This window comes from Shewanella sp. 10N.286.52.A9 (genome assembly GCF_041468985.1).
Lineage (GTDB): Bacteria > Pseudomonadota > Gammaproteobacteria > Enterobacterales > Shewanellaceae > Shewanella > Shewanella japonica.
Genome location: NZ_JBFRJQ010000001.1, coordinates 202,791 through 227,157, shown reverse-complemented (window position 1 = coordinate 227,157; position 24,367 = coordinate 202,791). Strand labels below are relative to the sequence as shown.

The following is a 24,367-nucleotide window of genomic DNA, read 5'->3' as shown; positions in this document are numbered from 1 at the left end:
AACATTAAAAACAGTTAATACGCAATATCTATTCAACAACCGTAATGGGATTTGTTCTCATTAGTGCGGTTGTTCACAGTTCTTAACTCCATTCATAAATAAAACTTCACAAAACAAAGAACGCAAATGATAATCCATCTCATTAACGATAACTGCCAAATTAAGGGCTATTTTGTATGAGAATTTCACCAATTGCGTTCGCTGTTGTAGCAAGCTTAGCGTCAGCATCAGTTGCAGCAGAAGAAGCTGCGAATAACACTGAGTCAAGTCAGGGGTTTACCGCTGAAATTGAGCGCATTCAAGTCACTGGGATGAACTTCAACAACTACAAAGTGGGTTCTTCTTCTGGCGCAATGCGTGGCGATATCGACTTAATGGACACGCCGCAGTCTGTGAATGTGATCCCTGATTTTGTTACCGACGAGCAGTTAGCAAGAAACTTATCAGAAGTACTTGTTAACGATTCAAGTGTGACCGGTGGTAGTGAAAAGTGGAACCGCCAAGTATTCAATATTCGTGGTTTTGAATTAGATTCAGGTAGCGGCTTTTTAATTAATGGTCAGCAACAATGGTCTCACTACGTACAGCCAATTGAAACGCTACAACAAGTTGAAGTGTTGAAAGGTCCATCAAGTATGTTATACGGTCAGTCAGGTCCTGGTGGCTTGATTAACATGGTCACTAAAAAGCCAACTTATGACACGCTATTTGATGTCGCATTTGATACCGATGCTCACGGCTCTACTCGTTTTCAGTTAGATGCAGGCGGCGCATTAAACGATGCTGAATCTATTCGCTACCGCACTGTGTTAGTGAAGCAAGATACGAAATACTGGCGTGAATACCAAGACGGTAACGGTGAGCAAGAACAAGAACGTGACCGCTTTTTAGGTTACATCAACCTTGAATTTGACTTACACGATGACGTGATGCTGTCGGTTAAATATGACTACACCGATGACAAAACAGGTATCGATAGAGGTGGTTGGTTAGACGACAATGGTGACTTAGTTGGCGACCGTGAAGATATCTGGGATATGTCTTGGGCATTCACTGACAACAACGTAGAAAACTTAGGTGCTGACTTAACTTGGTATATTTCTGACGACTGGAAAATGACCACAGGTTATAACCACCAAACCTTTACTCGCCAACGTTTAGATTCGTCTCCTTCTATGGTGTCGGGTATGGATCCTGTGACCGAAGGTTACCAAATTAAAGCCTTTGACCGTTACGATGATTGGCAACACAAAACAGCTTATATGGATTTCACGGGTATCGTGAATGCCTTTGGCATGGAGCACCAATTATTAGTCGGTGCTAACATTCTTGATTATTACTACGGTCAGCTAAGAGACAGTGGCGATGCGCAAATTGTCATGCCTGGTCAAGATGTTCCAAGACCTGATCTTGATTACAACAATGACCCGACCAAGTCAGAATCTAGCTACAAGCATTATGGTTTCTATGTTCAAGATTTAATGACCATCAACGATGAGTGGCAAGTGCTTGCTGGCGTTCGTTATGATGAACAAAAGAAAGATGGTGAAGGTGAGAACAGTTATGCCGTATCACCTAAGTTTGGTGTGATTTACTCACCATCTGAGAATGGCAGTATTTATGTTAACTACTCAAAGAGCTTCAACCCTCAATCAATCGTGAGTAGTGATAACGATGTCAATGAAGGCATGAACTTAGAGCCTGAGTACGGTGAGCAATATGAAATCGGTACTAAGTGGGAACTGTTTGATGGTGGCTTATTGCTAACGGGTGCGGTGTTCGATACCACTGTGACAAACGTGACTGTGCAAGAGCAACTTGAACAACCAATTGGCGATAAAGAATACATCACAACTCAAAGTGGTAAGCAGCAACACCGTGGTTTCGAAATGGGTGCACAAGGTCAAGTTAGCGACAATGTGTTCATAACGAGCTCAATGATGTACTTAGATGCTGAATACATTACTAGCGCAGAAGATACTGCACAGCTTGATGGTAAAACACCTGTTGATGCACCTGAATGGTCAGCTAATATCTGGACACGTTACGAAGTCACTGAAGATTTAGCGTTTAACATTGGTGCAATTTATGTGGGTGAGCGTTTTGCTAATACACAAAACACCATTGTTAAAGATGACTATGTTCGTTTTGATTTTGGTGCAGCATATACATTTGCCGTGCAAAACACTGATATGAGTGTTCGTTTTAACGTTAAAAACCTATTTGATACTGACTACTTAGGTGGCGGTACTAACACTGACGTCACTGTGGGTGAAGGTAGAAACTTTAGCTTAGCGTTTGAAGCAAAGTTCTAAAATAAGTGTAAAACGGCCTTTAAGGTAAACCGTGTTTTAGTGAAAAGCCCTAACGTCAGCGATGATGTTAGGGCTTTTTTTATTTAGATAAATACTGCAAAGCAAGAATGAGGGCTAAGCTCACTTTATAGGTTGGTAGCAAGGAATTTCTCAATCGCTTTGAAAGTCATTAAACGATGTTGATTATTGCTTAGGTAGTGATTGCCATTTTCAATTTCGACATATTCAACTGGTTTATCTAATGCGTCTAACTTGCGATACATATCTCGGCTTTGACTGACTTGAACCACCTTATCGTTGTCGCCGTGGATCAATAAAATAGGCACATTAATTTTGTCAGCATGGCGAATAGGCGAGTATTCATAAAGTTCATCATAATCATCACCAAGGATTTTCTTAGTTAATTCATGGGTCGTATAAAAACGCGATAGTTTTACTAAATCCTCTACATCAGCGACACCAGCAAAACTGATGACACACTGATAAAGCCCTGGGTTCATGGCTGCGCCCATCATGGCTGCATAACCGCCGTAACTGCCACCAACAATACAAATTTTGTCAGGGTCTGCGATACCTTGGTTGATTAAATAGCGTGTGCCTTGATCAACATCGCCCTGCATGGCCTTACCCCAACCTTGCATCCCCGCCTTCTTGAATTCATAGCCTAAGCCTGTAGACCCCCTGAAGTTCATTTGCAATACTGCGTAGCCTCGGTTGGCAAAAAACTGAGTCCAATAATCAAAACTGTCAGAGACATAACTATGAGGACCACCATGTGGAAAAATGATCGTAGGCAGTTTTTTGGCTTCAATGCCCTTCGGCAGGGTGAGATAAGCTGGAATTTCTAAACCATCTTTCGCTTCATAGCTGATTTGTTGTGGCTCAACTAATAGCGCGGGTGTTAATTGAGAATATTTAGCAGCAATCACTTCCAGTCGGTTGGCATCACGATCGCCATACAAAAACAATCCGGGTTGAGTGGGGCTGGTGGCATACACCATATAGCGGCGTTCATTGTTGCTAAATTGAGTCAGGTAATTTTGGGTATCTGGCAGCGCAGCTTTTAAACGATTAACTAGCTTTTTATAGTTTTTATCCCAAAAATGATATTCATTGTCGTCACCAGTAGCTATACCAATTGCTTGACGCGTCACTTTAGAATGGATCAGAGTGGCATGCACATCAGTATTATCTTGTTTATATACCAATTCTTTTGTCAACTTAGGATCGGTTAAATCCACTTTGAAAACGGCATAAAAGCCTTCATGGTAAGCTTTTACATAAAGCGTGTTGGGATTGACATCAAACCCCAGTGGAATAACGGTTTCTTCAGAATAAGCTTCACTTTTCCACAACAGTCGTAAGTCGCCATTGGCTTCGGTTTGTTCATAAATTCGGTACTCGGTGGTGTCCCGATCTTGATAAGTGGCAATGCGTACCCGATGTTGTTGATCCGTCATCCAATCAATAACGTGTTCTCGATAATATTGTTCAGTGGTAAAGCTGCCGTTATATAAATTGACTTTGATGACTGTTGGTTCGCTGACTCGTTTACTGAAACCCGATACAGATAACAAAATATGTTCAGGATCTTTAGGCAATATATCAATAATGTCATGTTGATATTGTGGAATAAAGTCGAAACGTTTTAAGGCCTTTTTGGTTAACACACTGCTGGCTTCACCCGTGCTCAAATTGTATTTAATCAGTAAGGATTCATTGTATTTTTTACCGAATCGCTTAGAAGGCATGAATGCGGAGACTAGGAGTATCTCATCGCTCGCCCAAGTCAGATTAGCGATCATGAACTTTTCGTGATCGTTTTTCATTGGGATATGAAACTGACCTGTTTCAGTATTAAATAAGGCCACAATTTTATGTGGTACTTCTGCAGTATCGTCTAAAAGAAGTGAAGCAATATGCTTACCGTTGGGGGACAGTCGTACATGACTTACATCAGGAATACTGGCAAAAGCCTCAACAGGTAATTGGGTGACTTTTGATGTTTGCGCAGGGGCTGCAAAAGGCGTACTGGTGATACATAACAACAGTATCAACATAAAAATCCGTTTCATGTAAAGCTCTCTTTGGTATTGCCCACCCTCAATGTGAGGGTGGTGTTCAGTTGGTTAAAGTAAGTTTTTTTGTAGGAAGGCTTCGATTGCCATAAAGGTGTTAATGCGGTGCTTGTTATTACTTAAATAATGATCACCATTTTCAAGTTCGATATATTCAACTGGCTTGTTAAGGTCTTCGAGTTCATCAAACATATCTTCACTGTGTTGTACCCGTACCACCCGATCTTTATCGCCATGGATAAGTAACACTGGCACATTAATATCTTTGGCTTTACTCAGAGGGGAACGATCATACAGGGCATCATAATCATCGCCGATTTGTTTTTTGACGATTTCAAAGTTGGTGTAACGTCTTGACGACTTCACTAAATATTCGATGTCAGTGACACCGGCAACACTGACAGCACATTGATAAAGATCTTGAGTGGTAGCAACACCCATTAGTGCGGCATAACCACCATAACTAGCTCCCACAATGCAGATTTTATTGGGGTCAGCAGTGCCACGTTCAATTAACCATCGCGTGCCATCTTCAACATCATTTTGCATATCGAGCCCCCAGTTTTTAAGGCCCGCTTTCATGAAGTCATAGCCATAACCCGCAGAGCCCCTGAAATTCATTCTTAACACCGCATAACCTCGGTTGGCAAAGAACTGGGTCCAATAATCAAAACTGTTTGAGTCATAACTAATTGGGCCACCATGGGGGAAAATAATGGTCGGTAAGTTTTTAGCTTCTTGGCCTTTGGGGGTGGTTAGAAACGCTTGGATGTCTAAACCATCACGGGCTTGATACGTCAGAGTTTCGGTATCGGCTAACACATCAGGTGACAATTGCTTGTAGCGATAAGCAATAGGTAAGAGTTGGCCAGCATCTCGGTCGCCAAAAAAGTAGATCCCTGCCTCTTTCGCGTTGGTTGAATAAACGATATAGCGGCGCTCATTTTCACTAAATTGAGTGATATAGTTGCGGTAATCTGGCAGAGCTTTGTTCAATCCGTTAGCAAGGCCAATGTATTCTTTGTCCCAAAACGTGTATTCAGACTCATCACCATCATCAATGCCGATCACTTTCTTTTTTAATTTTGAATAAATTAGCGAACCATTGACGTCACTAAACTCTTTGCTGAAAACTAATTCTTTAGTGAGCTTAGGATCTTGTAAGTTAACTTTAAAAATAGCCTCATAGCCTTCATGGTAAGCTTGTACATAAAGTATGTCTTTATCTTCTGCAAAGCCCATTGGCCATACTTGGTCTTCTTCAAATGCTTCGAACTCCCAAAGGAGCCTGCGGTCTTTATGGGCATCAGCTTGCTCATAAATTCGATACTGGGTGTCTTTACGATAAATACCAACTCGAATTCTATTTTGTCGGTCTGTTACCCAATCGGTAATATTACTTTCAGCAGGTTGTTTGAAGCGAACGTTGCCATTATTTAAATTCACCTGAATGACGGATTCATATTGAGGTTTGTTTCCTAAGCCATTGATACCAAGTAATATATGTTTTTCATCATTAGGCAAGTAATCAATAATGTTGGATTGAATTTGCGGCATCCACTTAAACTTTTTAAGACCAAAACGGCTGAGTAAATTCGAGATTTTTTTCTTACTGACAGAGTAGGTAATAATGCGAGTTTCAGTGGTGGGAGTACCGTAACGAACGGCGGGAAATTTTGCTTCAACAAGAAGCAAGTCATCACTGGCCCAACTCATTGACAATATGACAAATTTTTCATTATCTGTTTGGACAGGAAAAATGGACTCACGGGTATCAATATCTAAGATATTGATGATTGCGCCTTGTTGTTTATCAGTATTAAGTCTGACTAACGAAGCGATAAGTTTGCCATTAGGTGACATGGTGACATGACTGACATCAGGAATGCTGGCAAAAGCTTCTAGTGGCAGTAGCTGATTTTTCGCTACAGCGATATTGGCAAACAGCATCACAAAGGCCGTAAGCGAGGTTAAAATCCGTTTCATTGAACTATCCGTACAGAAATATGTGTTAATTTAATGTTATCAGTAAAAAGGTGGAGATTGATAGTCCATCGATGCTTAAACTACTGAAAGTCATATATTTGCTTGAAGGTTTTACTGTAACGATAATGTAACCCTAACGACAGGCTCCGACACAGCATAAACGCACTCATCGCTGCCCATAAGCCATGATTGCCATAATCTTGAAATGCATACCAACAGGGAAAAAACACCGCAAATGTGGCGATGACCATACTATTACGCATAACTTTGCCTTGAGCTGCGCCAATATAAACGCCATCAAACAGGTAAGAGCCAAATGCCAAAAGCGGCATAAACACTAACCAAATTAGGTATACCTCAGCTTGTTGTTGCACGACCTCAATGCTGGTAAGCATAGTGATAATCGCATCACCCCCCAGATAAAATAATACACAAAAGCCCAATGAGAATAGTAACGACCAATAGCCCGCTAATGTCACTGAGTCATGCAATAGCGCTAAATCTTGTTGACCTATAGCGCGTCCGACTTCGGCTTCGGCATAATAAGCAATACCATCCAAAGCGTAAGAGATAAGCATCAACAAGTTAAGTAAAACCGCATTCGCAGCTATGATGTCATCACCTAAGCCAGCACCATAAAATGTCATAAAGGTAAAACTGGCTTGTAAGCATAGGCTGCGAATAAAAATATCACGGTTGAGTTTTAATAAGCGTGAATAACCTTTTAGGCTTAAATGAACTAAAAGCTGACGGAAGTGAAAATCGTCTTGTTGGTATAGCGCTCGTTTGACGATAGTCGCTGCAACTAAAAACGCACAAATATCGGCAATCACAGAAGCAAGAGCCGCCCCTTTGACGTTCCATTCAAAACCAATGACGAACAATACATCAAGGATAATATTCACTATGTTGGCAATGATTAACTGCCACATTGCCGCTTTGGGTGCTTGCCTGCCAAGTAACCAGCCCAATAACACTAAATTTACTAATGCAAAGGGAATCGACCAAATACGGATGTTAACGTACTCGCGACAAAAGTGTTGTACCTGTTCACTGGCTTGACTTAATGACAGAGCAAAATCGATTATCGGTTGCTGTAATAAAATCGCCGTAAAACCAAACATCAATGCCAGGCTGCAACCTTGAACCAGCAATTTTTGCTGAGTTACGTTATCATTAGCACCATAAGCTTGGGCAACCAGACCAGTGGTCGACATACGTAAAAAGCCCAACAGCCAGACAATTAAGGTAATTATTGTACTGCCTAGTGCCACACCGCCTAAGTAATAGGCTTCACTTAAATGACCAATAACAGCGGTATCGACTAAACCTAATAGTGGGATAGTGATATTGGATAAAATCATCGGCAAAGCTAATGCAAATAGCTGACGGTTTTTTTGGCTGTTAAATAGTAATACTTTTAAGGACATAGGAATCTTATGTTAAAACAAAGTCTGTTGGGATTAATTTGGCTTTTTTCTGTTAATGCGCATGCCGTGGTCATTTTGCAATACCATCATGTATCAGAAACAACGCCAGCAATTACCAGTGTGACGCCTGCTCAATTTGAAGAGCAGATGCAGTATCTTGCTGATAACGAGTTTACCATCATTAGCTTACAAGAAGCGGTTGATGCCATAAAACAAAATAAGCCAATCGCGGATAAAAGCATTGTCATTACTTTTGACGATGGCTATGACAGCATTGCAAAAGCGGCTGCTCCTGTGCTGAAAAAGCATAACTTTTCTTACACTTTGTTTGTGTCGGTTGAACCGATTGAAAAAGGGTATGCAGGGATGATGAGCTGGGATGACATTAATCAACTTGCTAAAGATGGTGCGACGATTGCCAATCACAGTTGGGCGCATGAGCATTTGAATCGTAAGCTTGAAGGCGAAACTAAGCAGCAGTGGTTAACTCGTATTGAGAAAAATTTATTAGACACCGAAGCTGAAATTAAAAAGCACACAGGCCAAAGTGTGAGAATGCTGGCTTATCCATATGGTGAATACAATGCTGATGTTGAAAACATCCTCAAGCAGCATGATTTTATAGGATTAGGCCAGCAATCTGGTGCCGCAGGTAAATACTCTGCATTAACCGCATTACCTCGTTTTCCTGTGGCAGGCCCCTATGCAGACTTGGATAGTTTGAAAGTTAAATTTACCAGTTTGAACATGCCCGTTCTCAAACAAAATATCAGTGACCCTTTATTAACTGCTGGTAATTGGCGTCCAGAGCTGACTGTTGAGCTGGATACTAGTGATATTTACCCACATCAAGTCATGTGCTTTGTTCAAGGGCAAGGGGCTAAAAAGCCAACGTGGATTTCTGAAACAGAATTTAGTATTCAAGCACCAGCTAGCTTACCAGCAGGGCGCAGCCGCTATAACTGCACAGCGCCAAGTAAGACCCAAAATGGCTATTATTGGTTTTCACAAGCGTGGGTGAGACCGAATAATGATGGAAGCTGGCCAAAAGAATAGGCTTTTGGTTTGATGTTTTGTTGATTTCCAAACTTCGTTTGGAATAGATCAAGATCGTGGGTTGTCCACCCACACCCGACCAAAAGGGAGTGAACACTGACTCCCTTTTCGTTGATTTTTATAAAACCTTTGCCGTAGCGGCTATGTTTTATTCATCATTTGAAATCAAAAGCCAATCAAGAGCGTGGCGCTTCGCCCACACCCGACGAAAGGGAAACAACAGCATTTCCCTTCTCGACATCCCTTGCCGCTCCGACGAAGTGTTCTTCCTCATGCTAAATGAGCGAATTTACTACCGCCTCAGATTCGCCATCCATGGCTCAACTGAGGCTATGTCGGCGTCCTGCCTCCATCACGTAAATTAGCTCAACGCATTCGGACACTTCCAACGGAGACTATTGAGCCCGCAGGTTAGTTTGTTGTGTCTGTGCGATAAATCGAGTACATAGGTTTTTAGGTGATTTTGATCTTCTTTGAATGTTCAATTTGAATTGAGGTAAGCAAGAAAATTACGTGAGTCTGGCCATGGCCTTTCTCGCACATCCATGTGCTTCAAGGCATTTAGTGCATCCTGTACTTAAGATTCTGGCTAGCTTTTGAGGGGAAGGGGCGCCCCATCGGAAGCGTTAGAGCTTCATTAAACCAAAGTTGTAGCTTGCTGAAGCGGACTACAAAAGAAGGTTAACGCTGGATGTGGCTCCCATTGAAATCTATCGCTTTTCAGAAAATTTCGTAGGGGCGGATGGGTGTTCCAAGAGGGAGTTGCCGTTCACTCCCTTTTGGTCTGGTGTGGGCGAAGCGCCATGACCTTGATCCTAATTCAAACGAAGTTTGGAAATGAATTTTGGGAAATGACGATCATAATCAAGAATGCGTTTTACAAATTTAAGATCTAGCTCATTTCTGCCCCGAAGTTAGTTAGAACCAAAGATCTATTTAAGAATGCTTATTTTCGTTTACCATTCAACATTTAATTGAAATTGCTCTTTTAAAGTTGCCATCCTTACTGCCTAGATTGCACCAGTTCTAATTAACTAGTTTTATATATAGGTATAATGAGATTTGGTTTAATTTAAATCAAAAAACTCATTAAGTATGTCTAAAGTCGTAATGTTGGCTTAATTTGAAAACTATAATTGATTGATAATATAAAAAATAAAATCAAAAGCTTATTTTTTAAACGATATTATCGCGCAAGCTCGTTTTGTTTTATGATGTTGAGAGTATTTTATTGCTTTACATCAAAGAGATAGAAAATGTACGATGATATAAATCAATAACTTAAACGGTCGGCTTTATCGGGCGCGCCGTTCAATAAGCTGTTATGTGTACAAGGTGCCATGGAAAAGTTTAGAGTTCGACCCGGCCATAAATCAAAAGGGCTTTTGATTGAGTTTTGGGGTGACCATCGAAGTGAAGATTATCCTAATATTCAAAAAATATTAGAAGTTGGTCTTTCGGCTAAACCGAAAAAACATCCCAGCTTAGATATTGTAAGCATTGGGCTTGCTACTGATGAATTTATCTCTCTGTGGGAATACGCAAACGGGGTATACGAGTTAGACGATGATATTTGGGCTTACTTTATTATGGCAACGGATAATAATGCTCAGGTTGTAAGTGATATTGAGCAGGTTTTATTAAAGTCTGGTGAGTTTGTAAAAGAAGAAGCAGACTTCAGCAAGTACACATAACAAGGGTTTTCAAGTCGGACTCGTAACAGCTTGCTCGGTTCCACTTCGTTTCACATTTTAGCAAGCTATTACTCGCCGCTTAAAACGGCGTTAGCATGAATATGAAACTTGTCGAAAATTCAAAGTTTGTTTTATTAATGACCGTAGGGAGTTTTGCTCTCGTGGCTTTAATGTTATTTCTTGGGTACGTGGACGATCCACGGTTCGCAGATAATGAACTCACTAATGATGAGATGTATTGGTGGGAAAGAATACTACTCATTCAAGGTGTAGTATGTGCAATTACATTGTGGGCTTGTTCTTCGTTTCATTGCTTTAAATTTAAAAGCAAATTGCTAGCAATAATTATTTTTGTAGTTTGGCCTTTAGCTTATTTATATAGTTGGGTAATTGCCATAATGTCTAGCATGCAGACGCAAGCTAACAAGAGTTCAAGCTGTCAACTTTAACTAGATACTTCTAACTCATTTTTGTCCAAATATGATTTAGTTCTCAGTATCAACCTTATAAAAAAGCCTCAATATTTTCATATTGAGGCTTTGTCATAATTCAATTTCTAATCAAAAAACACTATGCACTTTCAATAATCAATTTCAAATCAGCAACCAGTTCTTTATTCAAAATCTGTGGGATCTTCCCTGGTTGTTGTTTGGGTTTAAACACCGCAAACTTTTCCCCTTTAGGCGACACTAAAACATAGCTGGCACTGTGGTCTACCTGATAATCAGCGCCGTCACCTACCATGGCATAGGCGAAACCTAAATCACGGGTGAACGGGAACAGTTGAGTGTGGTCAGCTGTGACAGCTTTAAAGTCTCGATTAAAAAAATTGATGTAATCTAAGCGCTTTGTTTGCGTGTCTCTGTCTGGATCAACTGATACAAACACCACTTGAATATCTTCTGATACTGATTGCAGTTCAGCATAAGCGGCATTGAGTTTATTCAACGTTGTTGGGCACACATCTGGGCAAGAGGTAAAACCGACAAACAGTAAACTCCACTTACCGAGTAATTGTTGATTGCCAAACTCATTGCCCAACTGATCATGCAGGGTAAACGGTGCCAGTGGTCTTGGGTTATCAAAAAGATAACTACTTTGAAGGGCTAAGTCAGGCACCTGAGTCATCAAAGCCGTATTTGCTGATTGGCGAGGGAATAGCGCTGCAACCGCAACGCCTAAGCCCAACATGATGACGGCTAATAAAAGGATTTTTTTCAATCGGTCACTCCCCGTTTATTCATTGCAGCATTGGTTATTGCTATGCGCATAACTTAAGCCCATAGCTTAAACCCACAAGTAGTGATCAACTAATAGCACTAAGAATAAAATCATTAAGTGGTAAATAGAGAACTTGAATACATCCATTGCCAGACCTGGTTTGTCATGGAACTTTAATTGCCAAGCTTTATAGATAAACCCACAACTTAATAAAGTTGAACCGACTAAATAAACAGGTCCACACATGCCCACTAACACAGGTAATAAACATGCGATGGCCAGTAATAAGGTGTAAAGCAATATGCAAGTTTTAGTGAACTCTACACCATGGGTGACGGGCAACATCGGCACGTCGACTTTGGCGTATTCTTTTTTACGGTGAATCGCTAACGCCCAGAAGTGTGGTGGTGTCCAAGTGAAGATGATGATCACTAAAAGCAGGGCATTACCATGTAACTCGTTGGTGACCGCTGTCCAGCCTAGTAATGGTGGCATGGCGCCAGCTAATCCGCCAATGACGATATTTTGCGGTGTGGCACGCTTTAAATATGCGGTGTAGACCACTGCGTAACCAATTAAACTGGCGAATGTTAGCCATGCGGTTAGCGGGTTAACCAACGCATACAGAATAATGAACCCACCTAAGCCGATTGAAGTGGCGAAGGTCATGGCTTTGATTGCTGATACTTTGCCTTTAGGTAAAGGGCGGTTGTAGGTACGCGCCATTAAGCCATCAATACGGCGATCGATAAGGTGGTTATAGGCCGCTGCAGCACCTGCCATCATGGCGATGCCAATCATGCCAAAAATAAGCGGTTGAAGTGGAACAGCGCCGGGGAGCGCAAGACACATACCGACCAGCACTGTTAGCAGCATCAGTGCGACCACCTTGGGTTTGGTCATTTCAAAATAAGCGCGCCACTGTAGTGGGCTAGTGTTGGTTTTCGTTGCGCTTGCGGACAGTGAAAGTGATTTAGCCATAATAGAATCCTTGCTTAAGCTTTACGCCACAGCGCATAGTTAATGAAAATAACGGTTAGCAGTAATAATGCTGCGCCGCCATTATGTGAAACCGCAATACCAAGCGGCAGGTGCATAACAATATTGCTAATGCCTAATCCCACTTGGATTACGACGAGTGCGAACAACAACCAAGCACTTTTACGCATCACTGATGACTGTGCTTTTAGTAATTTAAAGGCCAGCCAACATAAACAAGCGGCAGTGATAATGCCCCAAATTCGATGGGTTACATGAATAGTCATGCGGGCTGGGTATTCTAATACGCCAAATTCAAAGCTAGGGTGATCGCCTTGAAATGGCGAAAATGCTTTGGCAAACGCTAAGTTATCCATCCAATTGCCTTCACATATCGGTAAGGTTGTGCAGGCTAATGCGGCGTAGTTTGATGAGGTCCAGCCACCCAGTATGATTTGTAATATCAGTACTAGCATGCTGACCATAGCAAGCGGTGCAAGCTTTCTGGCGTAGGCATCACCACCTGGGATCCGCAAAGGTTTGGTTCTAAGATAGAGTAATAGCAGTAACGAAAATAAACTGAATCCACCAATTAAATGACCCATTACGATAATGGGCATTAGCTTCATGGTAACAGTCCACATCCCGAGTGCGGCTTGAAATAGTATTAAGGCTGAAATAAATATCGGCAGTTTTTTAGGTGCATCTGAACGCTTCAAGCACACAATTAAAATGGTTAATACTAAAAGTCCTAGGGCTCCTGCAATATAGCGGTGAATCATTTCGAGCCATGCTTTTTTAGGCTCGACGGTTTGGTTAGGGAAATTTTCTTCGACTTTGGCTAATGCGGCGGAGTCACTTGGTACGCCAATATGGCCATAACAGCCGGGCCAGTCAGGGCAACCTAAGCCGGCATCAGATAAACGGGTATAAGCGCCCATTAAGATCACGGCAAAGGTAAACACCAAAGTGAATTTGAGTAAGGTTTTGATGTTCATTAACCGACCCTCGACAATTTGAGCATTTTGCGCAAGTCGCTGATCATGGATTTACCTTGCGCAATATTCTCTTCTTCGCCAGCAATACCTGGATATTGCATGACTAAGCTACCGAGGGGATCAACAATAATAAGCTGTTGCTTTTCCATCATTGAAGTTAGCTGTGGGCTGGCTTGAGCGGTTGCAAAAGGCACATTTAAACTGGCTAAAATTTGGGTGTCACTGCCGTCTTGTAACAAAACAATAGGGCTGACACGATCTTGATGTTTACCCAATGCCACATGACTTTGATGTAAAATGTATAAACGTTGTTGGCATTGCTCAAGGCATTGTTTTGGCAGTAGATAAAGTAGCTGCCACGACTGAGGCTGAGGGTTGTCCATTGATAAGCTCTGATAGCTTATTGAAGGCGAAATCAGTTGGCCTTTATTGGTCGCTGCACCATTATAAAGATCCATACTGAGCACGAGTTTGGCCATAGCTACGGGTAGAATAAATACCAACAGCAGTATATAAAGCGTCTTGTTGCTCTTTGGTTTTGCTGGGGAGTTCATACTTGCTCCTCTTGTTACGACTTATTTTGTTATAGGGTGTGTTGATTTCTTCAACGTTTTAAAACCAATCCATAGCATGAGCCCTAAAAAAACCGCTGCCATGGTGAACCATTGCAATGCATACCCTTGGTGTTTCTGTGCTGATAAGGGAATGGGTGTCCAAGGTTTTGCTAATGTCATTGTTGGAGTCACATCTGGCTGCAATACTGCCGGTGCCAGTTCGTGGCCTACTTTCTCTGCTAAGGCCACAAGGTTTAAATTTTGAAACCGAATCACTTCATGGTTATTCATTGAAAATGTTTCGGCATATAGCGCTTCGCTTAATGGGTTTGTTTGTTTTTGATAGACCCGCCCCGTTAACTCATATGGCTGATTAGGCATGGGAGTCAGTGCAGGCAGAATACGTCTGTCTTTATTAGCGCCAACAAACCCTAGTTCAACCATTAACCAAGGTTGTGACTCAGACACCTTGACCAATTGATATGCGAGATAACCCACTTGACCGTTATGAACTTGATTATCAAGTAATAAAATTTGTTCGCTGACTGCGATGGTATCGACAGTTAATCGGTAACCTGTCACAGGGTCATTGTTAGCTAAATTAAGTAAACTTTGGTAATCCAATGCGCTGGCGGCTTGTCGTTCAGCTAGCGTGGTTTGCCATGCTTGTTTGTACTCCGCTCTATCGAGTTGCCATAAACCTAACTTGACCAAAATAGAAAACACACTCACAGTAACAAGCAGCAATAACCCAGTAGATAGTCGCCAGACTCGCAAAGGAGAGCCCATGGCAGCGTTAGATACCTTAGTTATTTTCAAGCTTGTATTAGTACTACTGCTTGTATTCATATTATTTAATTTAGCTAGAGCCTTGTTTATTATGGTTAAAGCTGAAAACAAACAGCCAATGAGTCAATATTTGGGGCGACGCGTTATCTTTTCTGCTGTGGTGATGTTGTTATTGTTGCTGGCCCTAGGATTAGGCTGGGTAACACCTAACCCTAGGCCGTATTAGCTCGCCTCTGTAGAGGTGAGCCATACTCTTAAATGACGTAGACAAAAATAAATAAGCATAACCAGACTACGTCGACAAAATGCCAGTACCAACTACCAGACTGGAAGGCAAAATGACTCTCAGGGGTAAAGTGGCCTTTGAGCACCCTAAAGAACAGAATAATCAAGAACACAGTCCCCAATGTGACGTGCATACCGTGAAAACCCGTCAGTAAGAAGAAAGTGTTGCCGTAGATCCCTGATGATAGTGTCAGTCCCATTTCTTGATAGGCATGAATATATTCTTCAACTTGTAAAAATAAGAAGCCAATACCCAATAAGATGGTTAGTCCTAACCAGACTTTTAATGCCCCACGCTTAGACTTTTCAAGAGACACATGGGCAAAGTGTAAAGTGACTGACGATGCGAGTAATATCAGGGTGTTGTATAGGGGTAACCCTGTCCAAGGCATCGCTTCAGTCGTGGTGCCATCAGGTGTTTTAGTGAGTGGCCACATGGCCTCAAAAGTCGGCCAAAGCACTTCATGGGTCATGGCATTGTTTGAAGCACCACCTAACCACGGAATAGCGACCATTCGTGCGTAAAATAGTGCGCCAAAGAAGGCGCCGAAGAACATAATTTCAGAGAAAATAAACCAGCTCATTCCTTGTCTAAAAGAACGATCCATCTGCGCTGAATATAAGCCAGACATTGATTCATCAATGACGTTTTTAAACCAACCAAACAGCATAAAAATGATGACTGCGATACCAGCCACGAGGATATAGCCGCCCGATGTTTCTTCGGTGGCGAGTTGTTGTACGTACGAACCTGCGCCAAAAGCAATCAGGAATAACCCAATAGCGCCAATGATTGGCCAGGCACTTTGCGCTGGCACGTAATAAGTTTCATGTTTTGTTGTCATCTTGCTGCTCCTTGCTCTATGGCCGCAGTTTGTTTGTCTGTGATGTCATAGAGGGTATAAGAGAGAGTCAAAGTTTTAATGGAATCGGGTAAGTCAGGATCCACATAAAAGATTAATGGCAGTTCAGCATCAGCCTTTGCAGCTAGGGGCTGTTGATTAAAACAGAAGCATTCCGTTTTATTGAAATATGCAGCGCCTTGGCCAGGCGATACCGAGGGTATCGCTTGGCCCACAAGAGGTTTAGCAGAAAGGTTTTTTGCTAAAAATGCAGTGCGAGTTAGCTCACCTGGATGAACCTGTATTCTGTTCACTTTGGGGCCAAACTCCCATGGCATACTGCCTTGCACTTGGGCGATAAATTCAATAGTAATGGTGCGTTCTTTATCAACGACCACCGCTTCATAACGACTTGCTGTACCTTGAGGCTTTCCGTTAATGCCTAAGGTTTCGCAAAGCACGTCATAAAGCGGTACCAGCGCAAAACCAAAGCCGAACATACCTATTGATCCTAATACCAGACCTATAAGTAAGTTACGGTTTGATTTTGTTGGCTGGCTCATATCACTTCACCTCTGGTGGTGTGGTGAATGAATGGTAAGGTGCTGGGCTGGCAATGGTCCACTCCAGTCCTTCAGCGCCTTCCCAAGGTTTATCAGCCGCTTTCTCGCCACCTTTGACACATTTAATCACTACGGCTAAGAAAATTAGCTGTGATAAGCCAAATGCGAACCCGCCGATTGAGACAATTTGATTAATATCAGCAAATTGAATGGCGTAATCTGGAATTCGGCGAGGCATGCCTGCTAATCCTAAAAAGTGCATCGGAAAAAACAGCACATTGACTGAAATCACGCTACACCAGAAATGCCAGCGCCCTAGGGTTTCGCTATACATATGGCCAGTCCATTTTGGTAACCAATAATAGGCAGCAGCCATAATAGAGAACACCGCTCCAGTCACCAGTACATAGTGGAAATGCGCCACCACGAAGTAAGTATCATGGTATTGGAAATCAGCTGGTGTTATCGCCAGCATCAATCCTGAAAAACCACCAATGGTAAAGAGAATAATAAAGGCAATCGCAAATAACATAGGGGTTTCGAACGTGATTGAACCACGCCACATCGTTGCTACCCAGTTAAATACTTTTACCCCTGTCGGCACCGCAATTAACATGGTGCAGTACATGAAAAACAGTTCAGCAAATACTGGCATCCCTGTGGTAAACATGTGATGCGCCCAAACCAAGAAGGATAAAATCGCAATACTGGACGTGGCGTAAACCATCGAAGCGTAGCCAAACAACTTTTTACGACTAAAGGTGGGAATAATGGCCGAGATAATCCCGAACGATGGCAAAATCATGATGTAGACTTCAGGGTGACCGAAGAACCAGAAAATATGCTGGAACATGACGGGATCACCGCCACCTGCGGCATCAAAGAAACTGGTACCAAAGTATTTATCGGTTAATACCATGGTAACCGCACCTGCAAGTACGGGCATAACCGCAATCAGCAAGAATGCAGTAATGAGCCATGTCCATACAAATAATGGCAACTTCATCCAAGTCATGCCTGGTGCACGCATATTAACAATGGTCACGACCACGTTAATTGCGCCCATAATCGAACTGATCCCCATGATATGCACCGAGAAAACAAATAGTGCAGTGCTATCAGGGCTATAGGTTGTTGATAGCGGTGCATAGAAAGTCCAGCCAAAGTTAGGGCCGCCGCCTTCCATAAACAGTGAACTCAACAGAATCGCGAAGGCAAATGGTAAGATCCAAAAGCTCCAGTTATTCATTCGAGGCAGTGCCATATCAGGTGCACCAATCATCATTGGGATCAGCCAGTTGGCTAACCCTGTGAAGGCGGGCATGACGGCACCAAATACCATAATAAGACCGTGTACTGTGGTCATTTGGTTAAAGAAGTTAGGGTCAACTAACTGTAAGCCTGGCTGAAATAGCTCTGCACGAATGACCATTGCCATCGCACCACCAGTGAGGAACATAATAAAACTGAACCATAAATACATAGAACCAATGTCTTTATGGTTAGTGGTTAATATCCAGCGCATGATGCCTTTTGGCGCGCCATGATGGTGATCATCATGGCCGTCATGAGAATGTTCATCATGAGCTGGGGTAGTATCTTGTGTAATTGTGCTCATCTGTATCCCTTACTTTCCATGACCAACAACATCGGTGGCTTGAACAGCATCACCAGTATTATTTCCCCAAGCATTTCGCTCATACGTCACAACAGCTGCGAGTTGCTGAGGTGAGAGTATGGAGCTAAATCCTTGCATTGCTGTACCCGGTTGGCCATTGATAACCACTTCAAGGTGTCCTTCAACAGGCCCCATGACTAACGGACTGCCCACTAACGCAGGGAATGCGCCAGGTAAACCTGTACCAGCGGCTTGGTGACATGCAGCACAGCTGCTGAGGTAAACTTGCTCACCCATTGCCATCAGCTCATCCATAGATAAGTCATCCATAACAACGTCAGGCGTTGCTTCTTCAACGACGTCAGCAACCACTTGTTCTACCTCAGGTTGTGTCGCTGGTAACTCAGCAGGCAAAGTGACAGGCGTTGGCTTATCACTTGCATCGCTAGGTGCCCCACCAGAGTTCACATCTGCAGCTTGAACCACATCACCAGAATCATTACCCCAAGCGTTTCGCTCGTAGGTCACAACAGCTGCAATTTCTGTTGCAGTAAGCTGTTTCGCGAAGGCTTGCATGGCAGTACCAGGCTGGCCGTTGACGACAATATCAATGTGGCCAGCAACTGACCCTTTAATGATTGGGCTGCCGATAAGAGACGGGAATACACCAGGTAGTCCTGCACCATTTGGTTGGTGACAAGCGGCACATCGGCCCATGTAAACTTGTTCACCTTGAGCCATCAACTCATCAAAGGTCAGGGTTTGCGACAGTGACGCTTCGGCCGCGGCTTTTGCATCAGCAGTTAGTTGTTTTTGATCTTTTAGCCATTGCTCAAAGTCTGCTTCAGAAACGGCTTCAACTACCACCGGCATGAATCCGTGGTCTTTACCACACAACTCAGCACATTGACCTCGGTAGGTACCAACCTTATCAATCTTGGTCCAAGCTTCATTAATAAAACCTGGGTTAGCATCTTTTTTCACCGCAAATGCAGGAACCCACCAAGAGTGAATCACATCATCTGAAGTCATTAAAAAGCGTACTTTACGATTGATTGGCAGAACGAGGGGCTTATCGACTTCTAGTAGGTAAGTTTCAGTTTTCGTTTCTGTCCCAGTAATTTGATCGGCAGGGGTGGAAAGTAAACTGTAAAACTCGACGTCTTCATTAAAATAGCTGTAATGCCATTTCCATTGAGAGCCGGTTACTTTGATAGTTAACTCCGCATCACTTGGGTCTTCCATAGCAATGAGGGTTTTTGTGGCAGGAATTGCCATACCAATGAGGATAAGAAACGGCACGACAGTCCATGCTATTTCCACTTTGGTACTATCATGGAAATCAGCAGGTACTGCACCCTTTGATTTTCTATGATAAATCATGGAGTAAATCATGATTCCAAATACCACAACACCAATAGCACAACAGATATAAAGAATGATCATATGGAGGTCGTAAACCTTACCACTGATCTCTGTTACCCCTTGGGTCATGTTAAGCGGCATATCAGCCGCTGCAAGTGGCACTGCAAAAAACAGCACCATTAATCCATACAACAATCGCTTCACAAGACTACTCCTCTGCCAATTGCGATTTGCAATAACAACAAGGAAAAGTCACACAGTAATACTCTGCTCTATGCAAACTTTTCTATTCCCGAAAAAGTTTGATCACTTCAAAGTACACGGTGGCAGTGAGTATTAATACTCGATTATTCTATTGGGTTTTGGTGGCCACACTTGTACCTAATACTGAACTTTTCAATTCTTAAATTGACGCTTTTTATTCAAGGCTTTCTATACCGCATGGTACCAGCACAATCTTTACAGCGTTTTATCACTTATGTTCATTTTTACCACTAAGAGAGGTCAATAAATGTTACTCCCTTGTTAACTACATTACTTGGAGATTAAATATTGATCAAGATCACTTTATCATCTAATTTGCTGAAAAAAGGCGCAAAAAAAAGCCCGTCACCGAAATGAAGGGCTTTTTTAGCAAATAGACTTTAGTGAAATGCAGATAAATTCAATTGGGTTGCAGCCACAGGATTACTGGCGTTTAATTGGTCAACACGTAAGTGAGTATTTACATCTTCAATAATGACACCTTGCGCTAAGGCGCTTTTAGCGACTAATTGAATGCGACGATTATCACGAGCATCTAATGGGGTTGTCCATGTAATCACTGCGCTGGATGTACCACTTGTGAGTGCTTTTTCCATTGCCCACAGTGTTTCGACTTCATCTTTAGTGTGAACCAGTAATACACGGTCCATTCTGACATTGGCGTTCGCTAGAATTTGTTTGTAACCAATGTGAGGCGGATTAATCAGTACAATCCATCGCCCTTGTTGACTTAATACGGCTAACTGGCCGCATAGCTGAGTTAATTCAGTTAACCCTTGGTTAGCTGTTTGTTTGGTTTCGATACCTTGCTTTACTGGCGCAGCTGCTGATGCCATGTCCATCCATAAACCTGGGTGACGTGGTGCATTACCTATTAATGTGTTCATAACCAACCTCCATTACGGATAACGCCAACAGCGAGCCCTTCAATCGTAAGGCTTTGGCATGTTAAATCGACTTTTATCGGCGAGTACTGCTCGTTTTCTGCATGCAGATAAACAACGTTGCCTTTCTTTTCAAAACGCTTCACGGTGACATCATCATCAACACGGGCAACAACGACTTGACCATTTTTAGCTTGCTGCATTTTGTGAACCGCTAATAAGTCACCTTCAATAATGCCAATATCCTTCATACTGTCGCCACGAACACGTAGTAAGAAATTAGCATTGGGTTTAAACATTTCAGGATCAACTTGAAAGTATTGTTCAACATGTTCTAACGCCAAAATTGGTTCACCAGCCGCAACCTGACCAATCAGTGGTAAGCCTTCTTCGACTTCCTCTTCTTCTTGGACCATACGGATACCGCGAGAGGTACCTGGAATAATTTCAATGCAACCTTTTTTAGCGAGTGCTTTTAAATGTTCTTCTGCAGCATTAGCACTTTTAAAGCCTAATCTAGTGGCAATTTCTGCACGAGTTGGTGGCATACCTGTCTCGGCAATATTGCATTTAATTAATTCTAGAATTTCAGCTTGTCGTGGCGTTAAAGGTCTCATGTTGATTCCTGTTTTTTTATACAGTGACTGTCATTATATACAGTATCTTTGGTCGCGCAAGTATTAACCAACATTTTTTGCTGATAAAGCAATAGATATGAATTTTTATCGAAGTTTTTAGTTATTTAAAGCTAATTAAATCAGTGATTTATTGTTTTTGTGGGGCGTCGGTAAATTAGTGTGTTTTATTATTGATGACTCAAGTGAATAAGCCAAAAAGTACTGGATACCGTCTATTTATACAGTACTGTACCTAAATGTTTTGCTACTTACTAAGTGATTGATACTTGATGTTAGAACCAACAAAACTTGCTACTTAAATGTTAACTAGATTTACCGAGGTTAGTGTAACTGAATGATATTCTGGTATCCTATGCGCAATAAATCGTTGTTGATAATGCGAAGACCCATGTTAAAACCAGATTCTATCATTGCTAAATCATTACGTTGGATTCAGAAATTAATGGTACACAGTGTTGTTGTGCCTGAGGATCCGTTCGCTGACCTTAACTTAGATCCTGACAAACCAGTGGTCTATGTGATGAAAACGGAGTCGCTGAGTGATATTGCTGCCTTACATGAAATGACAGCTAAATATAACTTGCCAAGTCCGTATGAACGGTTAGATGTTGATGGTTTCAATACCCCTAGAATTGTGTGTGTGGAAGGGCGTAAACCCTTGTTTGGTAAGCGCCATAGTAGCGATAAATTTGTAGCAAACTTTACTAAGTTGCTCGAATTACACCAAAAGAACAAAGAACTCGACATCCAGCTTGTGCCTGTAAGCCTATATTGGGGTCGTATCCCAGGTAAAGAAGATGACACCATGACCGCTGCGGTTTTTGAGCGTGAAAACCCAACATGGTTACGTAAATGGTTAATGATTCTATTTTTAGGTCGCCATAATTTCATTCAATTTTCTAATGCCATGTCGCTGCGTTATATGGCTGATGAACACGGCACAGATGTCAGTATTGCGCATAAGCTTATCCGTGTGGCTCGTGTGCATTTTCGCCGTCAACGTAAAGTGATGACGGGGCCTCAGCTTCCTAATCGTCAAGCGATGTTCAATTCGCTGTTAAAGTCAGAATCCATCAAGCGTGCCATTCAAGAAGAAGCCGTTAACAAAAAAATTCCCGAAGAAAAGGCACGTGAAAAAGCCATTGAGTACCTTGATGAAATCGCAGCAGACTATTCGGATAACTTGATTCGTATTGCTGAGCGTTTCTTAACTTGGCTTTGGAACAAGTTATACAGTGGTATTAGCATCAAGAGTGCGGAGCAAGTTCGTAAACTGCATCATGATGGTCATGAAATCGTTTATGTGCCGTGTCATCGAAGCCATATGGATTACTTATTACTGTCATATATTCTTTATTATCAAGGCATGGTTCCACCGCATATTGCGGCAGGGATTAATCTTAACTTTTGGCCGGCAGGTCCAATGTTCCGCCGTGGTGGTGCCTTCTTTATCCGTCGTAGTTTTAACGGTAATAAGCTTTATACCGCAGTATTCAGAGAGTATTTAGATCAACTATTTGCTAAAGGCTATTCAGTTGAGTATTTCACTGAGGGTGGTCGTTCACGTACTGGTCGTCTACTTGCTCCTAAAACGGGCATGCTAGCGATGACGGTAAACAGCGTATTGCGTGGTATCGAGCGTCCTGTGACCTTAGTGCCAGTGTATCTTGGCTACGATCATGTCATGGAAGTGTCGACTTATCATAAAGAATTAAGTGGTAAGAAAAAGCAAAAAGAATCTGTATGGCAAGTGTTTGGTGCATTGCGTAAGTTGGGTAACTTTGGACAAGGTTACGTTAACTTTGGTGAGCCAATTAACGTGCAGCAGTTCTTAAATCAGCAGTCGCCAGATTGGCGTGAAGAAGTGGCTAAAGATCCTGAGCAAAAACCAACATGGTTAACGCCTGCGGTTAATCAATTAGCCAATAAAGTGATGACAAACATTAACAGTGCAGCAGCTGCGAGCTCTGTTACGTTAACCAGTATGGTGTTATTAGCCGCTGAACAAAATGCATTAGAGCGCACAGAGCTGGAACGTCAGCTAGATTTATATCTTAAATTGATGAAAGAAGTGCCTTACACTGATTACACCTCAGTAGCTCAAGGCAGTGCTAGTGAATTAGTTGATCAATGTCTATCACTGAAAAAGTTTACTTCGCACACTGATCAAATTGGTGAAATTATTGCGATTGAAGAGTCTTCAGCAATTGCGATGAGCTACTACCGTAATAACATCATCCATTTAATGGCAGTTCCTTCGTTAATAGCGAGTTGCTTGGTGCAATACGAAGAGTTTAATCGTCAAAAAATTCATGAAATCGTTAATGACTTCTACCCGCTACTCAAAGCTGAGTTGTTTATGGGGATTGAAGACTTACCCGCTTACATCGATAGCGTATTAAACTTATTTGTTGAGCAACAGCTTATTTCGGGTACAGACGAGTTTGAACTCAATCAAAGTAATATTACCCAGTTAATGTTATTGTCTGAAACTGTCAGTGAGACATTACAACGTTACGCGATTATCTTTAATTTATTGGCTTATAAACCGGATATTGAACGTTCAGATCTAGAAAGCGCGAGCCACTTATTAGCTCAGCGTTTAGGTGCTTTACACGGAATTACTGCGCCAGAGTTTTATGATAAAAAACTCTACAATAATTTGAGTGTAAAATTAAAAGAATTAGGGCACTTGTCGGGTAATGACAATCAGTTTGCTGTCATCCGAATTCGCGACCATGCCAATGGTATGTTGCGTTTATCTGTTCGTAAAACCATAGTAGATAGCGTCACTATGGAACATGGGTAA

The 24,367-nt window shown here is 42.1% G+C and carries 19 protein-coding genes; 5 read left to right on the top strand and 14 right to left on the bottom strand.

The genetic code is table 11. The annotated features are described in order from the left end of the window. The first annotated feature begins 176 nt into the window (after window positions 1-176). Entirely contained in the window at window positions 177-2,315 is a 2,139-nt protein-coding gene (locus tag AB4128_RS01065; RefSeq protein ID WP_372036365.1) for a TonB-dependent siderophore receptor, read from the top strand. A 125-nt stretch (window positions 2,316-2,440) separates the two neighbouring features. On the opposite strand, the gene AB4128_RS01060 is transcribed toward AB4128_RS01065, so the two are convergent. From AB4128_RS01060 to dinF, 3 genes are all read right to left on the bottom strand, one after another. Beyond that, entirely contained in the window at window positions 2,441-4,390 is a 1,950-nt protein-coding gene (locus AB4128_RS01060; protein WP_372036362.1) for an alpha/beta hydrolase family protein, read from the bottom strand. A 54-nt stretch (window positions 4,391-4,444) separates the two neighbouring features. Next, entirely contained in the window at window positions 4,445-6,379 is a 1,935-nt protein-coding gene (locus AB4128_RS01055) for an alpha/beta hydrolase family protein (protein ID WP_372036360.1), read from the bottom strand. A gap of 80 nt (window positions 6,380-6,459) precedes the next feature. After that, window positions 6,460-7,809, bottom strand: a complete 1,350-nt coding sequence (gene dinF, locus AB4128_RS01050; protein WP_372036358.1) for an MATE family efflux transporter DinF — start codon at window positions 7,807-7,809, stop codon at window positions 6,460-6,462. Between the two features lie 9 nt (window positions 7,810-7,818). Between dinF and AB4128_RS01045 the strand changes: the two genes are divergently transcribed. Both AB4128_RS01045 and AB4128_RS01040 read left to right on the top strand, forming a co-directional pair. Then, window positions 7,819-8,865, top strand: coding sequence for a polysaccharide deacetylase family protein (locus tag AB4128_RS01045; RefSeq protein ID WP_372036355.1), 1,047 nt, complete (start codon window positions 7,819-7,821; stop codon window positions 8,863-8,865). A 1,340-nt stretch (window positions 8,866-10,205) separates the two neighbouring features. Beyond that, on the top strand, window positions 10,206-10,559 hold the full coding sequence (locus AB4128_RS01040; protein ID WP_372036352.1) for a hypothetical protein: 354 nt from the start codon (window positions 10,206-10,208) through the stop codon (window positions 10,557-10,559). Between the two features lie 570 nt (window positions 10,560-11,129). On the opposite strand, the gene AB4128_RS01035 is transcribed toward AB4128_RS01040, so the two are convergent. The 5 genes from AB4128_RS01035 to AB4128_RS01015 form a co-directional block, all read right to left on the bottom strand. Next, a complete protein-coding gene (locus tag AB4128_RS01035; RefSeq protein WP_080917335.1) occupies window positions 11,130-11,750 on the bottom strand; it encodes an SCO family protein in 621 nt (206 codons plus the stop codon). 96 nt (window positions 11,751-11,846) lie between these two features. Further along, window positions 11,847-12,761, bottom strand: coding sequence for a heme o synthase (gene cyoE / locus AB4128_RS01030; RefSeq protein ID WP_055025405.1), 915 nt, complete (start codon window positions 12,759-12,761; stop codon window positions 11,847-11,849). Between the two features lie 14 nt (window positions 12,762-12,775). Beyond that, window positions 12,776-13,756, bottom strand: a complete 981-nt coding sequence (locus AB4128_RS01025; RefSeq protein ID WP_372036349.1) for a heme A synthase — start codon at window positions 13,754-13,756, stop codon at window positions 12,776-12,778. Beyond that, window positions 13,756-14,310, bottom strand: a complete 555-nt coding sequence (locus AB4128_RS01020) for a hypothetical protein (RefSeq protein WP_372036347.1) — start codon at window positions 14,308-14,310, stop codon at window positions 13,756-13,758. The genes AB4128_RS01025 and AB4128_RS01020 overlap by 1 nt, the downstream gene beginning before the upstream one ends. 21 nt (window positions 14,311-14,331) lie before the next feature. Further along, window positions 14,332-15,099: an SURF1 family protein gene (locus AB4128_RS01015; protein ID WP_080914603.1), complete on the bottom strand. Its 768-nt coding sequence runs from the start codon at window positions 15,097-15,099 to the stop codon at window positions 14,332-14,334. On the opposite strand from AB4128_RS01015, the gene AB4128_RS01010 reads away from it, so the two are divergent. Further along, on the top strand, window positions 15,098-15,325 hold the full coding sequence (locus AB4128_RS01010) for a DUF2909 family protein (RefSeq protein ID WP_055025401.1): 228 nt from the start codon (window positions 15,098-15,100) through the stop codon (window positions 15,323-15,325). The genes AB4128_RS01015 and AB4128_RS01010 overlap by 2 nt on opposite strands. 28 nt (window positions 15,326-15,353) lie before the next feature. On the opposite strand, the gene AB4128_RS01005 is transcribed toward AB4128_RS01010, so the two are convergent. The 6 genes from AB4128_RS01005 to lexA form a co-directional block, all read right to left on the bottom strand. Beyond that, on the bottom strand, window positions 15,354-16,229 hold the full coding sequence (locus AB4128_RS01005; protein WP_055025400.1) for a cytochrome c oxidase subunit 3: 876 nt from the start codon (window positions 16,227-16,229) through the stop codon (window positions 15,354-15,356). Further along, window positions 16,226-16,789 carry a cytochrome c oxidase assembly protein gene (locus tag AB4128_RS01000; protein ID WP_065110194.1) on the bottom strand — a complete coding sequence of 188 codons (564 nt, stop codon included), beginning with the start codon at window positions 16,787-16,789 and terminating at the stop codon, window positions 16,226-16,228. Before AB4128_RS01000 ends, AB4128_RS01005 begins: the two co-directional genes overlap by 4 nt. A gap of 1 nt (window position 16,790) precedes the next feature. After that, window positions 16,791-18,407 carry a cytochrome c oxidase subunit I gene (gene ctaD, locus AB4128_RS00995; RefSeq protein ID WP_055025398.1) on the bottom strand — a complete coding sequence of 539 codons (1,617 nt, stop codon included), beginning with the start codon at window positions 18,405-18,407 and terminating at the stop codon, window positions 16,791-16,793. A gap of 9 nt (window positions 18,408-18,416) precedes the next feature. Continuing rightward, a complete protein-coding gene (coxB, locus tag AB4128_RS00990) occupies window positions 18,417-19,976 on the bottom strand; it encodes a cytochrome c oxidase subunit II (RefSeq protein ID WP_055025397.1) in 1,560 nt (519 codons plus the stop codon). Window positions 19,977-20,416: 440 nt separating this feature from the next. Continuing rightward, complete coding sequence (locus AB4128_RS00985; protein WP_372036341.1) at window positions 20,417-20,923, bottom strand: cell division inhibitor SulA; 507 nt, start codon at window positions 20,921-20,923, stop codon at window positions 20,417-20,419. Then, window positions 20,920-21,537 (bottom strand): transcriptional repressor LexA, encoded by a 618-nt coding sequence (gene lexA, locus AB4128_RS00980; RefSeq protein WP_055025395.1) that lies wholly within the window; start codon window positions 21,535-21,537, stop codon window positions 20,920-20,922. Before lexA ends, AB4128_RS00985 begins: the two co-directional genes overlap by 4 nt. A gap of 409 nt (window positions 21,538-21,946) precedes the next feature. Between lexA and plsB the strand changes: the two genes are divergently transcribed. Then, window positions 21,947-24,367, top strand: coding sequence for a glycerol-3-phosphate 1-O-acyltransferase PlsB (gene plsB, locus AB4128_RS00975; protein ID WP_065110192.1), 2,421 nt, complete (start codon window positions 21,947-21,949; stop codon window positions 24,365-24,367).

Coding starts and splice junctions, on each gene's coding strand:
- AB4128_RS01065 (WP_372036365.1), top strand. CDS start 177: ATGAGAATTTCACCAATTGCGTTCGCTGTTGTAGCAAGCTTAGCGTCA.
- AB4128_RS01020 (WP_372036347.1), bottom strand. CDS start 14,310: ATGAACTCCCCAGCAAAACCAAAGAGCAACAAGACGCTTTATATACTG.
- dinF (WP_372036358.1), bottom strand. CDS start 7,809: ATGTCCTTAAAAGTATTACTATTTAACAGCCAAAAAAACCGTCAGCTA.
- cyoE (WP_055025405.1), bottom strand. CDS start 12,761: ATGGCTAAATCACTTTCACTGTCCGCAAGCGCAACGAAAACCAACACT.
- AB4128_RS01005 (WP_055025400.1), bottom strand. CDS start 16,229: ATGACAACAAAACATGAAACTTATTACGTGCCAGCGCAAAGTGCCTGG.
- lexA (WP_055025395.1), bottom strand. CDS start 21,537: ATGAGACCTTTAACGCCACGACAAGCTGAAATTCTAGAATTAATTAAA.
- ctaD (WP_055025398.1), bottom strand. CDS start 18,407: ATGAGCACAATTACACAAGATACTACCCCAGCTCATGATGAACATTCT.
- AB4128_RS01010 (WP_055025401.1), top strand. CDS start 15,098: ATGGCAGCGTTAGATACCTTAGTTATTTTCAAGCTTGTATTAGTACTA.
- AB4128_RS01035 (WP_080917335.1), bottom strand. CDS start 11,750: ATGTTGGGCTTAGGCGTTGCGGTTGCAGCGCTATTCCCTCGCCAATCA.
- plsB (WP_065110192.1), top strand. CDS start 21,947: ATGTTAAAACCAGATTCTATCATTGCTAAATCATTACGTTGGATTCAG.
- AB4128_RS01015 (WP_080914603.1), bottom strand. CDS start 15,099: ATGGGCTCTCCTTTGCGAGTCTGGCGACTATCTACTGGGTTATTGCTG.
- AB4128_RS01025 (WP_372036349.1), bottom strand. CDS start 13,756: ATGAACATCAAAACCTTACTCAAATTCACTTTGGTGTTTACCTTTGCC.
- AB4128_RS00985 (WP_372036341.1), bottom strand. CDS start 20,923: ATGAACACATTAATAGGTAATGCACCACGTCACCCAGGTTTATGGATG.
- AB4128_RS01055 (WP_372036360.1), bottom strand. CDS start 6,379: ATGAAACGGATTTTAACCTCGCTTACGGCCTTTGTGATGCTGTTTGCC.
- AB4128_RS01045 (WP_372036355.1), top strand. CDS start 7,819: ATGTTAAAACAAAGTCTGTTGGGATTAATTTGGCTTTTTTCTGTTAAT.
- AB4128_RS01000 (WP_065110194.1), bottom strand. CDS start 16,789: ATGAGCCAGCCAACAAAATCAAACCGTAACTTACTTATAGGTCTGGTA.
- AB4128_RS01040 (WP_372036352.1), top strand. CDS start 10,206: ATGGAAAAGTTTAGAGTTCGACCCGGCCATAAATCAAAAGGGCTTTTG.
- AB4128_RS01060 (WP_372036362.1), bottom strand. CDS start 4,390: ATGAAACGGATTTTTATGTTGATACTGTTGTTATGTATCACCAGTACG.